The organism is Priestia sp. 53B2, from assembly GCF_056099005.1.
This window is the reverse complement of sequence record NZ_JBLZXA010000008.1, coordinates 84,427-97,926: the sequence shown is the minus strand read 5'-3', so window position 1 is coordinate 97,926 and position 13,500 is coordinate 84,427. Positions and strand designations below refer to the sequence as shown.

The 13,500-nt window shown below is 39.0% G+C and carries 13 protein-coding genes; 7 read left to right on the top strand and 6 right to left on the bottom strand.

Annotated features, from left to right (window positions below; all coding sequences use genetic code 11):
- Positions 1–94: 94 nt before the first annotated feature.
- Entirely contained in the window at positions 95–1,591 is a 1,497-nt protein-coding gene (locus tag ACN6NE_RS03820; RefSeq protein ID WP_129704077.1) for a gluzincin family metallopeptidase, read from the bottom strand.
- Between the two features lie 206 nt (positions 1,592–1,797).
- On the opposite strand from ACN6NE_RS03820, the gene ACN6NE_RS03815 reads away from it, so the two are divergent.
- Positions 1,798–3,348, top strand: a complete 1,551-nt coding sequence (locus ACN6NE_RS03815; RefSeq protein WP_474324604.1) for an ABC transporter substrate-binding protein — start codon at positions 1,798–1,800, stop codon at positions 3,346–3,348.
- 167 nt (positions 3,349–3,515) lie between these two features.
- Here ACN6NE_RS03815 and ACN6NE_RS03810 read toward each other — a convergent pair whose 3' ends face one another.
- Positions 3,516–4,250, bottom strand: coding sequence for a class I SAM-dependent DNA methyltransferase (locus ACN6NE_RS03810; protein ID WP_129704075.1), 735 nt, complete (start codon positions 4,248–4,250; stop codon positions 3,516–3,518).
- Positions 4,251–4,406: 156 nt separating this feature from the next.
- Between ACN6NE_RS03810 and ACN6NE_RS03805 the strand changes: the two genes are divergently transcribed.
- Entirely contained in the window at positions 4,407–5,756 is a 1,350-nt protein-coding gene (locus ACN6NE_RS03805; protein WP_474324601.1) for a TcaA NTF2-like domain-containing protein, read from the top strand.
- A gap of 99 nt (positions 5,757–5,855) precedes the next feature.
- On the opposite strand, the gene ACN6NE_RS03800 is transcribed toward ACN6NE_RS03805, so the two are convergent.
- The 4 genes from ACN6NE_RS03800 to ACN6NE_RS03785 form a co-directional block, all read right to left on the bottom strand.
- On the bottom strand, positions 5,856–6,581 hold the full coding sequence (locus tag ACN6NE_RS03800) for a transition state regulator Abh (protein ID WP_129704073.1): 726 nt from the start codon (positions 6,579–6,581) through the stop codon (positions 5,856–5,858).
- A gap of 468 nt (positions 6,582–7,049) precedes the next feature.
- Positions 7,050–7,205 carry a hypothetical protein gene (locus ACN6NE_RS03795; RefSeq protein WP_165351664.1) on the bottom strand — a complete coding sequence of 52 codons (156 nt, stop codon included), beginning with the start codon at positions 7,203–7,205 and terminating at the stop codon, positions 7,050–7,052.
- 144 nt (positions 7,206–7,349) lie between these two features.
- The gene (locus tag ACN6NE_RS03790; protein WP_129704071.1) at positions 7,350–7,550 is read right to left on the bottom strand and encodes a hypothetical protein; all 201 of its coding nucleotides are present in this window, start codon (positions 7,548–7,550) and stop codon (positions 7,350–7,352) included.
- Between the two features lie 22 nt (positions 7,551–7,572).
- A complete protein-coding gene (locus tag ACN6NE_RS03785) occupies positions 7,573–8,091 on the bottom strand; it encodes a ferritin (RefSeq protein ID WP_129704069.1) in 519 nt (172 codons plus the stop codon).
- Between the two features lie 280 nt (positions 8,092–8,371).
- Here ACN6NE_RS03785 and pgaC point away from each other — a divergent pair, with 280 nt between their 5' ends.
- From pgaC to ACN6NE_RS03760, 5 genes are all read left to right on the top strand, one after another.
- Entirely contained in the window at positions 8,372–9,628 is a 1,257-nt protein-coding gene (gene pgaC, locus ACN6NE_RS03780; protein WP_474324599.1) for a poly-beta-1,6-N-acetyl-D-glucosamine synthase, read from the top strand.
- Positions 9,586–10,047 (top strand): poly-beta-1,6-N-acetyl-D-glucosamine biosynthesis protein PgaD, encoded by a 462-nt coding sequence (gene pgaD, locus ACN6NE_RS03775; protein WP_474324597.1) that lies wholly within the window; start codon positions 9,586–9,588, stop codon positions 10,045–10,047. Before pgaC ends, pgaD begins: the two co-directional genes overlap by 43 nt.
- On the top strand, positions 10,044–10,991 hold the full coding sequence (locus ACN6NE_RS03770; protein WP_474324594.1) for a polysaccharide deacetylase family protein: 948 nt from the start codon (positions 10,044–10,046) through the stop codon (positions 10,989–10,991). Before pgaD ends, ACN6NE_RS03770 begins: the two co-directional genes overlap by 4 nt.
- A 560-nt stretch (positions 10,992–11,551) precedes the next feature.
- Positions 11,552–13,267 carry a putative bifunctional diguanylate cyclase/phosphodiesterase gene (locus ACN6NE_RS03765; RefSeq protein ID WP_129704063.1) on the top strand — a complete coding sequence of 572 codons (1,716 nt, stop codon included), beginning with the start codon at positions 11,552–11,554 and terminating at the stop codon, positions 13,265–13,267.
- An 83-nt stretch (positions 13,268–13,350) separates the two neighbouring features.
- Positions 13,351–13,500, top strand: coding sequence for a hypothetical protein (locus ACN6NE_RS03760; RefSeq protein WP_165351663.1), 150 nt, complete (start codon positions 13,351–13,353; stop codon positions 13,498–13,500).

Sequence of the window (13,500 nt, the reverse complement as noted above, 5' to 3'; positions counted from 1 at the left end):
TAAACATAAAAAAGTGTCTTAAAGCTTCGGGTTTAAGACACTTTTTTTCATTCAATTTGACATGCTCGTTCTTTAAGTTAGTAGTTAAAAAGATTCAAAGTTTGTATAACCCTTCATATTTTTTCCTCAAATAATTAATTAACGGCTGAGCATCAATTCTACCTATAGAAAGGCTAGTTAAGATCTCTCTTGGTGTTTTTAGTTTTCCATACTGGTGGATATGCTGTTTTTGCCAGTCTGCTATAAGTGATAGGTTTTGACTCGAAATGATTTCATCAAAGTCAGGATTGTCTTTGATTACGGCTTCTCTTAGCTGAGCTGCATAAATGAAGCCTAAATTGTAGGAAGGGAAGTAGCCAAACGCTCCTCCGTACCAGTGGCCGTCCTGCAATACCCCGTCACGGTCTGTTTTCGGTTTGATTCCTAAGTACGCTTCATATTTTGTATTCCATGCGGAAGGAAGATCCGAGACGCGAAGCCTGTCAGCAAATAAATCTCTTTCTAGCTCGTATCGAATGATAATATGCAGCAGATACGTAAGGTCATCTGCTTGCAAACGAATGAAAGAAGGTGTGACTTCATTTAAAGCAAAATAAAGAGTTTCAAATGAAATATCATCGTAGATTGCAGGCTCTAACTCTTGGAATAAGTGAGCGTGATTTCTCCAGAAGCCTTCGTGTTTTCCAATGATACGTTCCCAAAAAAGAGACTGAGATTCATGCAGTCCCATAGAAGTGTATGCGCCTAACCCTGTGTCAAGCAAGTCGGAGCTAATTTGCTGGTTATAGATAGAATGTCCGCCTTCATGTAAAAACATAAAAGCTGCCAGTTTTACATTGTGTTCGTCGTATCTTACTGCAAGCCGTGCGTCTTGAGGGTGAATGCCTGCACTGAACGGGTGGGTCGTGGTACCGATTTGGCCAGACTTAAAGTTATAGCCAATAGCAGTGAGAAGGTGTTTTCCGAGCTTCTGCTGATTTTCTATTGAAAACGGCTTGTTGAGAAATGATGTATCATGTGTAACCGAAGAACGTTTAATTTTTGTCAGCAAAGGAAGAATAGCATCTTTAATTTGTTGAAAAAGCGAATCGATGGTTTCACTAGAAACGTCGGGATCATATTCTTCTAAAAGCTGTTCGTAAGGAGCGAGGTAAGGGTTACGGTACTCCGCAAATCTTTTATGCATATGAATCAGCTGCTGCAGGTTGTCTTCGACGAGCTTAAATTCATTTTGCTCTCTAGCCTGTGACCAAAGAGCATGAGTAGAAGCTTTTAAAACGGAAAATTGATGATAGTCTTCCAGTGGTACAGCGGAAAGTTTTTGATAGATGTTCCAATAGTGCTGTACTTGTTTTTGCTGTAGTTGATTTAGATTTTGTTCTTGAAGATGCTGCAATTCTTTTGCAAAGGCTGGATCTGTTTGCAGCAGGTAAAGCTCTTTTGAAAGCGTGCCTTGAATGGTTGCATACTGCTTTTGGCTATTAAGAGGAGCGGATGTTTTTGCGTCCCACGATAGAAGAGATAAAGCTTGCTTGTAGTGTTCAATTGTTGCAATATGTTCTTTAGTATGAAGACGGATGGCAGAGTTCATAATATCCTCCTTTAGATAAAATACTTTACTTATAAACATACTAAGAATTAAGAATTGAAACAAGCAAAATTAAATCAGTAATCGTAAAAAAACAGTTTAATTTTGCTAATTTCACAAACAAATGGAAAAGTGGTAGGATGGTTTATATTCATACTAACCTTACAAAAATAGTAGGTTTTAAAAAAGCGATTTTAACTATTGGGGGAATGACGTTGAAACAGGTTAAGGTGAAATGGTTATTATTTATTGTGATTGCTTTATTTGTTGCCGGGTGCAGTAATAACCAAGCAAGCTCAGGCGACAAAAGCACCAGTGCCGCACGAAAAGACGGAGGTACGCTAAACATTGCGTTTCAAAGCGAGCCAACAACTTTAGATCCTCAGATTACTGGGAATTCTTCGGTTAAAGATGCGGCGCGAAGTATTTACGAAGGGCTCGTTATTTTTGATAGTAAAGGTAATGTAGAACCTGATTTAGCAGAAAAAATTGATATAAGCGATGATAAAAAAGTCTACACGTTTCAGCTGCGAAAAGGCGTAAAGTTTCATAATGGAAAGGAAATGACAGCAGACGATGTAGAAGCTTCGATTAACCGCTGGATTAAGCTGTCTTCGCTTGGCAAAACAAACTTTGTTGGTGCACAAGTCAAAAAAACAGGAGACTACACGGTTGAGCTTCATTTGAAAGCACCGAATGTGAATACGCTGGCACTGCTAGCAGATCCAATTCCAGCAGCCGCTATTTTTCCAAAAGAAATCATCGAAAAAGCACCTGCTGAAGGAGCTACTGAGTTCGTTGGTACAGGACCATTTAAAGTGAAGGAATGGAAAAAGAATCAATATATCACGCTAGAGAGATTTAAAGATTATTCTTCAAAAGGACGAAAAATTAAAAAGACTCCTCACGTAGATGAAATTAAAATTAACTTTTTAAGCGATGAATCTACTAGAATTTCAGGCATTACAGCTGGACAGTTTGACATTGCTTTAGGTGTTTCAAGCGACAATGCGGCTCAAATTGAAAGTACGCAAAGCGTTAAGAACAAGCTGGCTCCAGGCGGATTCATTGGTTTATTTTATAATACGCAAGAAGGGTTCTTTAGCGATTTAAATGCTCGAAAAGCCGTAAATGCCGCAATTAATGCAAAAGATATTTTATCAAGTTCATACGGCGATTCCGATTATTATGAACTGACTTCATCGATTGTGAATAAAAAGTTCCCGAACTATTACAGTGAAGCAGGAAAAGAAGAGTACAATCAGCATGATGAAAAGAAAGCAAAAAGCTATTTAAAAAAGGCTGGATACAGCGGGCAGGAACTGCGTCTTTTAACTTCACGCGATTATCAAGATCAGTACAATACGGCTGTTATCGTGCAGCAAGAGCTTGAAAAAATCGGTGTGAAAGTAAAGCTAGAAGTGTATGACTGGGCAACGTTTACAGATAAAGTAAATGACCCTAAAGCATGGGATATTTACCCCGTAGACTGGGCGGCGCGTTCAACCATTTTCCAAGGATTTTGGACGTCAGGAGGAGCTCCGGTTGAAAAATCAACAAAATACTTAGATAAAATCAAAGCCGCTGCTTCTGTAAAAGATGCACGACCAGCCATTGATGCTACGCAAAAATACGTATGGGATGAGCTTCCATTTACGTTAATTGGCCATAAAGTCAATATTAACGCCGTATCTACACATGTAAAAGGCTATGATTTCAACTTAGGCCCTGTGTTTTATAACGTGAGCGTGACTAAATAACATACGCTAAATTTAAACAAAAAGCGGTTTTATACGAAGAAAGTAAGGAAAGAGGCTGGGACAAAAGTAGTTTAGTTGAAGGAAGATCCGAACGATGAATTGAGATTCTTAATGAGGAATCCAACTCGTTCGGATTTTTTTATGGTTACGGTGAACGTAGGTTTCATTTATCTATTCTTCACGCCGCTCATCAGTAAAAATAAAGGAATGCGCATTCGCCGCTCGTAAGTTTCAGCGCTGTCGAAATGTTCTTTTTGAGGACATGCTTCTTTTAAATTTGTAACGGTGAATCCGCTTTGCTGCATCAAAGAAAAGTACTCTTCAAGCGTGCGATGATACTTTTGAACGTATCCGCCCATCCAGTGCTGCTGACGGAATCCCATTGAGAAGTAGTTATCCACGGTCCAGTTTGTGCGCAGAGCAGAAGGCTGCAAAGTGGAAGTAATGACTGGGTGTTCAACGGAAAAAATAAATCTTCCTTCAGGTTTGAGTGCTTGATTCACTTTAGTGAAAATGGAAGCTAAGTCTTCCATGTAGTGGAGAGACAGTCTTGCAGTAACCAAATTGTATTCGATGCGTGGTGGAGTATAATGCTCCATCGATTCATGGAGCACTCTTGCATTTGGATAGTTTAAAAGCTGTTGCTGAGCCGCGTTTATCATATTGATCGAGCCGTCTACCCCGGTATAAGAGAAACATCCTTGTTCAAGAAGCTCCGCGCCAAATCCAGCGTTTCCGCACCCTAAATCTAAAACGTTTGCATCTGTAACATCACCTAGAAGCTGTAAAATGGCCGGTTTTTCAATCGTATCGTTGGCATTTTCTTTTTGCTGCCGGCGTTTTGTATAGGCCAAAAACGTCTCGTCATTATCGTAAAATTCAGCTCCTGTTGAGATCTTCAACTAAATCAGCCTCCTCTATGCAAAGTACCTTATTATAATCATATATTCAAATTATTTACAATAATTTTGATAGATATGGAAATGGTGTTTTATTTTAGTATAATTGTAGTGTTAATGAATCGTTCTGTGTAACTACAGAAGAAAAGAGGAGAAGTCATGAAACATTCCACTATAAGCGTCAGTGTGGTTAGTATTCTGCTGTCGGTTAGTTTATTTATAAGCGGCTGTCAGCAAAATGAGGTATCTTCCCGCGACGAAAAAGAAAGTATCACTTCAAGTGCTCAACATCCTGAGCAAAAAGAAAGTGCTATTCACACATCAGATCAAAATGATGATAAGGAAAAGGGGAACCATCAAAAGTCAAGCACTCCTTCAACAAATACTACAGCTTCTGCTAAAGATGAAATCAACGTATCCACCCCTACAAAACAAACGGCTAATGTATTAATCAAGTCGTATTTGCAAGGTTTAATAAAAGGAATCAACAACGGTGCTTTCAAAGAAGTAAACAGCTATCTGGTGAAAGGAAGTGCTCTTTATAGAGATCAGCAGTCTTTAATTAGTCATTTACATGGAAAAGGAATTCAAGAAAGATTAATAGATTATGAAGTGGTTGACTTTAAAAAAGCAGGCTCTGCTTATGATATCCAAACCCATGAAGTGATTATGATTGTTCAGCCTAATGGTTCAGAAACGATAAAAGAGTATGATTGGGTATATTCAGCGGTATGGTCGGATGATCAATTACGCTTAAAGGATATTTCTAATGCAGGGAACACTGCTTCAATCAAAGCATCAGAACCATCGACGCAAAACAGCGGAAACTATGACGGAGAATGGTCAAGAGATATTCATCATCAAGAAGCAGGATTAACTATCACTAATTCAACAAGCAGCTCTTTTGATTTTACAATAGGTGCAGTATACGGTGCGAATGCAGGAGGAATAGAAGGAAAAGCAGAGGTGGAAGGAAATAAAGCTATTTATAAAGACACGGAAGAAGCTACGGAATGCATACTAAACTTCACGTTAAGTCAAAAAGAAATCAAAGTTGATGCTACTGCAGGCTGTTCCTATTACGGCGGGTTAAATGTTTCTTTTGACGGCACGTATAAAGAAGGAAAGATTACAGAACATACGAAGACATTATCAGAGCTCGATATCCTTCCAAGCGAACAGGATGAAAATGTGAAAAAACTTGTAGGAAATGACTACGAAACGCTTGTGGATAACTTTCAAATCGTCCATGAAGAAAAAGATTTAGACGGCTTAGGAGCGACAGCGCTATCAGGTGGAGTAACCGGTTTGTACACGCTTATGGAAGGGATCATTGAGTATGATAAGCAAGGCTATTATTACGTAGCGTTAATTGTTGACAGTGACACAGTAAAATTCTACACGAATAATCCCGCATATCGAGATCGTATCACACTCACAGTAAAAGAGTGGATGAGCCGCTTTAGCGATTATCCAGTAGAGACAATATATAGAGAAATAAAAAGATAAGTCTAAAAGCTAAGAGTTGAGTATAGAAAGGGTTAATCTATGTGTAACTCTTAGCTTTTGCTTTGAAGTCGTAGGTAACCATTTGTTTTGGCGTCGTTCTTATTTCGGTAATTTTTCAACAATTGCTGCGTCTATTTGCTGAGATAATACGCTGCTAATCTCTTTTTCATTCTCCACTTTTTCTAAAATGAGCTGCTTATTACTTGTCTTGATTTTTAACATCGTACTTGAGTGGATGGAGAAATCATCTCGCAGCTTTTTAGGAATAGTAAGTCGAAAACGGTCATCAATTTTTCGAGATTGAGCTGTAAATGTTAAAGTCGTTTTCTTACCAAAATTCATTTCATATTTCTGAATCACAATGTTATTTTCTTTGTTAATAAAAAATTGAACCTCCATGTTTGCATCCAATTCGACGGACGTTAAAAGTTCAGGAGTGAGCTGAATCTGCCGGCCGGTTAATGTTGCATAATAAGGAGGAGACGCCGCAGGTTTTTGTGAAAGCGCTATCGATTTTTCGTCTCTTTTTTTCATAACAATTTGCTGTTCTACCACGTATAGTTCTACATAATCAAAGGGCTTAAGTTCATAGTCATCTCGCAGGGATCTCGGAATGACTATTCTACCCATATGGTCAATTGTTCGAATGAAGATATGAGAAGGAACCGGGACATTTTCATCATGATGATCGATAATAATCCAATCATCACAGCTCCGTAAAAAAACTTTGTCGTTCGTCTCGAGTTTTGTTAGTTGCATAAACAAAGAAGGAAGGGATACTCTTCCCATTTCGTCAATTATACACTCTTCTTTTTTTGTACGCATCTTGCTACTTAATCCTTTCTAAAAACATTTTAGATGGGGTATGTTACTTAAATTACACAGCATTTATTTCTTTGTCAAATGAAGCAAATGAGTATTTATTCATCCTACAGATTGAGAAATACAGGAAGTTTGACCTCATTCAGTAGATGTACAGCTGTCCCGTGTAAATGGTCATCATCTGAAGAAAACAGTTAATCTGTTAATTAGAAAAGCATAGAATAAAAGCGTTTTTCTTTCTTTTGATTTTATTGTCGGAAACAAAGGTTTAAAAAGGAGCTTCCTCCCTTTTCTAAAGAGTAGGTTTTTTATTAACAAAATTCAGCCGGATTTACGCTGAATGATGAATAGATTTATGCATATTAAGTCTAGAAAAAAATTTCAAGCAGTACTTTTTTTACTTGTTTTAGAGAGCAGTTATAGTTGAAGAATAAAGAAAAAAGCTCAAAGTAATGAGCTTTGAACCAATTTTTATCGTTTTTCAACCAGCAGTAAGCTGAAGGTAGCAAGCAGTCCTAAAGCAAGAGATAATAAGAACCAGTTCAGACCCGTTCGATTTTTACCTTGCGCTAATCCGGCATTAATTAAAGCCAGCGTTCCCCATCCTACAATGTATTGATTATCCATATGACACCCCGCTAATAATTGTTTCTTTATTTGATTAACAAAATCTATATTAGCATAAATATCCATATTTTTGATTGGAATTCCTGAATTAGGGTGGAGAAACGGTGAATTTCTTCAAGGAGCAAAATTCCTATTCTCCTTAACTTAGTGAAGGTAGTAATGAATAAGAGAAGGATGCACGTAGTAGACGTGAACGTATTGAGGCCGATAATAGTGAAGCTGATGCATATATTGATTCATAAGCCTTTGAATGGCGTTATACACATTAGGCGGATAGCCATAATAGCCGTGGTGAATACCAACTCGAAACAAGGAAACAGGGGGCGTGTTATTGGTTCTGCACATTGTTCTACACTCTTCTGCGCTTTTAACCTTGCGCAGCTGCTCCACCCGCTGGTGCAGCTTTTCGCTGTCCTAGCTCTTGATCGAGTATAAAAATAGCTGCAGGGTTATTTTGGGCGATTTTTAGGCGGTCTACAATCGTTTGAGCTTGAGCTTCTTCGTCGACTTGTTCTCGTAAAAAGTCCTGCACGATGACTAAGGTTTGAGGGTCATTCGCTTGGCTGATAAATTGAAACGCTTGACGATAAGAATTCGTGACGAACTTCTCATGCTCCAATACTTTTTGAAACGTTTCTAATGGTGTCCCAAACTCACTTGGCTGAGCAGGCAAAGAGCTTAATTCTACCGTTCCGCCGCGGTCAACTAAGTAGTCAATGAGTTTTAGCATATGAGTGCGCTCTTCTTCAGACTGCAAACGCAGCCAGCTGCCCATTCCTTTATAGTTTAATCGATTCATATAGTTAGACATAGATAGGTATAAAGTCGAAGAGACGTGTTCAAGTTGAATTAAGTTATTGAGCAGCTTTTGAATTTGTTCGTTCATATTTGTTATTCCTCCTTAGGGAAAGGGTTTCTTTCGTATACTACCTGCAACCATCACGCTTTTAATCTACAAAGATCCTATATGTTACTTCTTTAAGTAGGTAACTTGCCCATCCTTTATTGGTGCTTCTTACTTACATATAAGGATTGTATAATATAGGAATAAAAGTAGTTCGAAAGTATCTTTTTTAGATGGTTAAAATTACTATGTTCTATTTAACCAATTTAGTGATAAAATTGTCACTCTGTGCAATTTTAATTGGTGTGAAGGAGTCAGAAAAATGAATATGCAACACGTATTAATACCTGGATTTGAAAAGCTTGCGAGCTTTGTTTTCTGGTATCCATTTATTATGTCTTTATTTTGGATTGCAGGCACGCTTATTTACATACGCTATCGCGACCGAGATCCTAAAGTTGATTTTTCAACAATTGAATGGCCGTTAGTGAGCTTTTTAGTGCCTTGCTATAACGAAGAAGAGACGATTGAAGAAACGCTTAAGCACCTTTTGGCGTTAGATTATCCTTCTAAAGAAATCATCCTTATTAACGATGGCAGTACGGATGGAACAGCTGATACTTTAAAGGAAATCAGCAGGAATCACCCTGAAGTTCGTGTGATTCAGCTTTATGAAAATAAAGGAAAAGCCAACGCGTTACATTTAGGTGCGCACGCATCTAAAGCTGAGTTTTTAATCTGCTTAGATTCCGACGCTATTTTAGATCAAGACGCTCCATATTATCTAATCCATCATTTTCTTCATAAAGGGGAACGGCTGGGGGCCGTTACCGGAAATCCGCGCATTCGAAACCGTAATACGCTGCTGAGTCGCATTCAGCTAGTTGAGTATTCTTCTATTATCGGTTCTATTAAACGAACACAGCGAATTTTAGGAAAAGTAATGACGGTCTCAGGCGTAGTAGTGGCTTTTCGAAAGAAAGCACTTGTGGACGTCGGACTGTGGGATCGTGACATGATTACGGAAGATATCGCCGTGAGCTGGAAGCTGCAGCAGCGCTTTTGGGATATCCGCTATGAACCGCGGGCATTGTGCTGGATGCTTGTGCCCGAAACCTTAAAAGGGATTTGGAAGCAGCGAGTACGCTGGGCTCAAGGCGGGCAAGAGGTAATGCTTCGCCACTGGAAAGTGTTATTGAAATGGAAGCAGCGCAGAATTTGGATTGTGTACCTAGAGCAGTGGATTAGTACCCTTTGGTCATTCGCATGGCTGTTTGTGACTATCATGCTGCTTGTTACCGCGAGCAGTCCTCAAGACATGCTGTTTTGGTTTACGTTTACGTCATTTTCTCTTGTGTTTATGAGCTTAATTCAGCTGTTTATTGCGCTGAAAATTGATTCGAAATACGACAACGTGAAGCGGTATTACGTATGGGCTGCATGGTACCCAGCGCTTTACTGGATTTTGAATACGATTGTGGTAGTGGGCGCATTTCCTCGTGCTATCAGATCTAGAGTGAAAGGAGGCTATGCTACATGGAGCAGTCCAGACCGCGGCTTAACGAAGAGCAAATTATGATTCAAGCCAAACAGCCTCTTGCTCGATTAGTGATAAGCATCATTGTTTCATCTGTTTTTTGGCTGTATTGTGCCATTGTTCTTTGGTTTTTCCTTTCAGCTGTTATCGGCGTAAATGACCGTTACAGCGGGGTATTAAAAATCGCGTTCAAAACGACGAACGGCGAAATTCGAACGTTTTTAGTGATTGGACTCGCTATTTTTTGCTTCTTTTTCCTGGCTCTGTTTTTATGGAGATTCTACAACAAAAAGAGATTTGGAAGCTTAAATCGACGGAAAGAGCCGGCGTATACGAGTATAAAAGATTTAGAGCGTCTTGAGCTTTTATCCAAGGAGCAAATTCAAGAGCTTCAGTGTGCGCATTACATTGAGTTTGATATTAATCCGTTAAAACATACTGAGGAGAGGAAGCACGCATGAAGAAATATGTATTCGTTCTTTTGATAGCGGCAGCGGTAGTTGGTTTTGTTTTCTTTAAAGTAGTGAACTGGGAAGACAAGGCGAAAGCAACAACGACCGTGGAGCCAGCGCTTGAGACGAACGGATGCTTAGGCTTAAATTATCATCGCGTGCGCAAGCATAATTGGTTTAACCGAATTGTCAGCTCAGTTACAAAATCTGATGAACTGACAGAGTACAGCGTCTACAGCAATGATTTTGAACGTCAGTTGAAAAAGCTGAAGGAACTTGACGCTACGTTTGTTACGCCAAAAGATATTGAAACGTATCAGCAAAAAGGCACGTTTCCAAAACGCTGCGTTTGGATTTCATTTGATGACATTGACCGTACTGTTTATCAAAACGCGTTTCCCATTTTAAAAAAAGAAAACATTCCGTTTACGCTATATGTAATCGCAGGACAAGTGGGGGCAACGGATTTTCAAAATTTAAACATGGGTTCGTGGAGTCAGCTAAAAGAAATGAAAGACAGCAGCCTTGCGACAATCGGTTCTCATACATATGACATGCACCGCTTGGAAGAAGACAAGCCTTTATTTCTGACGCCTGCTAAATACAGCGCGTTTGCTGAAGATTTACGAAAAAGCAAAGAAACGATTAAGAACCATTTAGGAATAGACCCGGTTTACTTTGCGTATCCATATGGCAATACAAATGATGACGTAGCTAAGATTGTGAAAGATGCTGGTTTTCACCAAGCAGCTATCTTAGCGCCGCATCTTATTACAAAAGACAACAATCCTTATTATCTTAACCGAATTGTTGTATACAACAAAACCTTTCAAAACCTTATTCTTCCGTGGCTGACGCATACGGGCTCACAAGAAGAAAGTGGAAAAAGCCTCTGGGAGAAAAGTATTTTAGCTGAAGTGAAAAACGAACCAAGGATCAAAATTTTTGATTAGTGGTTCGTTTTTTTTGTTATGGTGAACGTAGGTTTCATCTGTTTCGTGCCTTCTAGCAGATGAGACCCCGCAGGAGCGCAAGCGACGAGGAGGCTCAGCGGCCGCCCGCGGAAAGCGAAGTCTTGTATGGGAAATCAACTGCGGGGTCACAAGCGGTTCAGCTCATGTATCCCATTTGTTCGTCTTTAGATTGGATTCATTTAGTTATGTTTCAGCCACTTTTTCTATTCACGATCAAAAGGTATGGCAATTACGTGAAGAAAGTACACTTTCATTTCTATAAAAATCATTTTAATGGTACCATAGAAAAGTTGTAATAAAAGACATGGATAAACGAAACAATCTATCAATTTTTTTACGAACTTCTTGTAAGAAGTTTGTGAAGGTGAAAAGAGGAAAACAGCGATCCTACGCTTACTATTTTAATAATGTAAGGTAATCGGACAGATTAATTCGTTGTCCGTTGCTGGTTAATTTGTATTCATTATTCACGATTCCTCTCTATCATTTCGTCATGGGTTTTGTTTTATCGTTAAAATTTTGATAAAGGTGTATAGGCTATGGAAAACAGGCATTTTGAATATAAATTTAAAGAAGCGCTGAAAAAACTAAATGATATTGAACTTGCGTTAAATGAATCATCGATTGTAGCGATTACGGATAGTCGCGGATTCATCAATCACGTGAACGATAAATTCTGTGAAATTTCTAAGTACGAAAGACATGAGCTTCTCGGTCAGGATCATCGTATTATTAATTCGAAACATCATTCAAGCTTGTTTTTTAAAGAGTTATGGAGCACGATCAGATCCGGTAAGGTATGGCACGGAGAAATAAAAAACAAGGCCAAAGACGGTTCGTACTACTGGGTAGATACAACCATTGTTCCTTTTTTAGATGAGCAGGGCAAGCCGTATCAGTACGTATCGATTCGCAATGATATTACAAAGCGAAAAGCATATGAAGAAAAAATTAAGCAAATGGCTTATTATGATCCTTTAACCAATTTGCCTAACCGCTACTGGTTAAACAAGCAGTTGAAAAAATTGCTTTTAAGTAGAGAATCTCCCGAACTGCTGGCCATTTTATTTTTAGATTTAGACCGCTTTAAGTCAATAAATGATACGCTTGGCCATCATCACGGCGATGTGCTGCTGAGGCGTGTAGCAGAAAGATTAAAAAAATGTATTCCTTCCTCTAATTTTATCTCGCGGCACGGGGGCGATGAGTTTATTTTAGTGCTGCATACACTAAAAACTGTTGAGGAAATTGAGGAAATGACCGAGCAGATTGTAAAGGAAATGTCGCTTCCTTTTTATATAGACGGAGATAAAGTGCTAACCTCTACAAGCGTTGGCATCAGCCTATTTTCAAAGGAATGTCAGCAGCATATTATTCCAAAAGACGCAGATGAACTAATCGACCGGCTGATCAAGCAAGCAGATATTGCGATGTATGTAGCAAAACGGAATGGACGAAACACATATGAAATGAGTTCGTCTTCATCTAATGAACGAATAATTAAAACAATCAGCATGGAGAATGAGTTAAAGTATGCGCTCGAAAGGCATGAGTTTCAGCTCGTTTATCAGCCGTTAATCGATTTGAAAACGTTTGATGTCATAGGGGCAGAAGCGCTTATCCGCTGGAATAGCGCAAAATTTGGTACCGTCTATCCAAATGAATTTTTGCCTATTTTAGAAGAAGTGGGTCTAATTGTGCCGGTTGGCAAGTGGGTGTTAGAAGAAGCGTGTAAGCAAATGAAAGCATGGACGGAGCTGAATTCAAAAGCGAGTAAAATAGGGGTGAACGTATCACCTATTCAGCTGAAATCCTCACGATTCGTAGCGGAGATGGAACAAATCTTGCGAAAAACAGGCCTTGAGCCGCACTTTCTGGAACTTGAAATCACTGAAAGCGTTATTCAAAACAGTCAAGAATCAAAAAAAGTGTTAAACCGCCTGCGGAGTCTAGGGATAAAAGTGGCGATGGATGATTTCGGAACGTGCTATTCATCCCTTAGCTATCTAAAACACTTGCCGATTAATACGTTAAAAATTGATAAATCATTTATTGACGACTTAGACGAAGTTGGAAAAGTGCTGGTGGAAACGATTATTCAAATGGGAAAAAAGCTTAATTTTGATCTCACCGCAGAAGGAATCGAAAACGAAGAACAGCTGCAGTTTGTGACGGAACAAGGCTGTCATATCGGTCAAGGCTATCTATTCGATAAGCCGCTTTCTCCTGAAGAAATGAGCCGTTTGTTGAATTAAAGGAAAATCATATGTACGGAAAGAAGCTCTTTAATAGAGCTTTTTTTTATGGTTTTTAATAGTATAGAAGGAGTGAGAAAGTCGTGAAAGAATACGTTGGAATCTGCACGGTATGTCAAAAGAACGTGTACTGTTTAGAGGGATTTTTAGACGGTGTGGTTGTTGAAGGGAAGCTTGTGTGCTTTGCGTGTGAAGAAGAGGAGAAGCGTGACTCTCATAAAAACAAAAACTAG

What these genes read in the sequence shown, in the direction of transcription:
- ACN6NE_RS03820 (WP_129704077.1), bottom strand. Translation starts at nt 1,591, where the DNA reads ATGAACTCTGCCATCCGTCTTCATACTAAAGAACATATTGCAACAATT.
- ACN6NE_RS03815 (WP_474324604.1), top strand. Translation starts at nt 1,798, where the DNA reads ATGACGTTGAAACAGGTTAAGGTGAAATGGTTATTATTTATTGTGATT.
- ACN6NE_RS03805 (WP_474324601.1), top strand. Translation starts at nt 4,407, where the DNA reads ATGAAACATTCCACTATAAGCGTCAGTGTGGTTAGTATTCTGCTGTCG.
- ACN6NE_RS03800 (WP_129704073.1), bottom strand. Translation starts at nt 6,581, where the DNA reads ATGCGTACAAAAAAAGAAGAGTGTATAATTGACGAAATGGGAAGAGTA.
- ACN6NE_RS03795 (WP_165351664.1), bottom strand. Translation starts at nt 7,205, where the DNA reads ATGGATAATCAATACATTGTAGGATGGGGAACGCTGGCTTTAATTAAT.
- ACN6NE_RS03790 (WP_129704071.1), bottom strand. Translation starts at nt 7,550, where the DNA reads ATGTGCAGAACCAATAACACGCCCCCTGTTTCCTTGTTTCGAGTTGGT.
- ACN6NE_RS03785 (WP_129704069.1), bottom strand. Translation starts at nt 8,091, where the DNA reads ATGAACGAACAAATTCAAAAGCTGCTCAATAACTTAATTCAACTTGAA.
- pgaC (WP_474324599.1), top strand. Translation starts at nt 8,372, where the DNA reads ATGAATATGCAACACGTATTAATACCTGGATTTGAAAAGCTTGCGAGC.
- pgaD (WP_474324597.1), top strand. Translation starts at nt 9,586, where the DNA reads ATGGAGCAGTCCAGACCGCGGCTTAACGAAGAGCAAATTATGATTCAA.
- ACN6NE_RS03770 (WP_474324594.1), top strand. Translation starts at nt 10,044, where the DNA reads ATGAAGAAATATGTATTCGTTCTTTTGATAGCGGCAGCGGTAGTTGGT.
- ACN6NE_RS03765 (WP_129704063.1), top strand. Translation starts at nt 11,552, where the DNA reads ATGGAAAACAGGCATTTTGAATATAAATTTAAAGAAGCGCTGAAAAAA.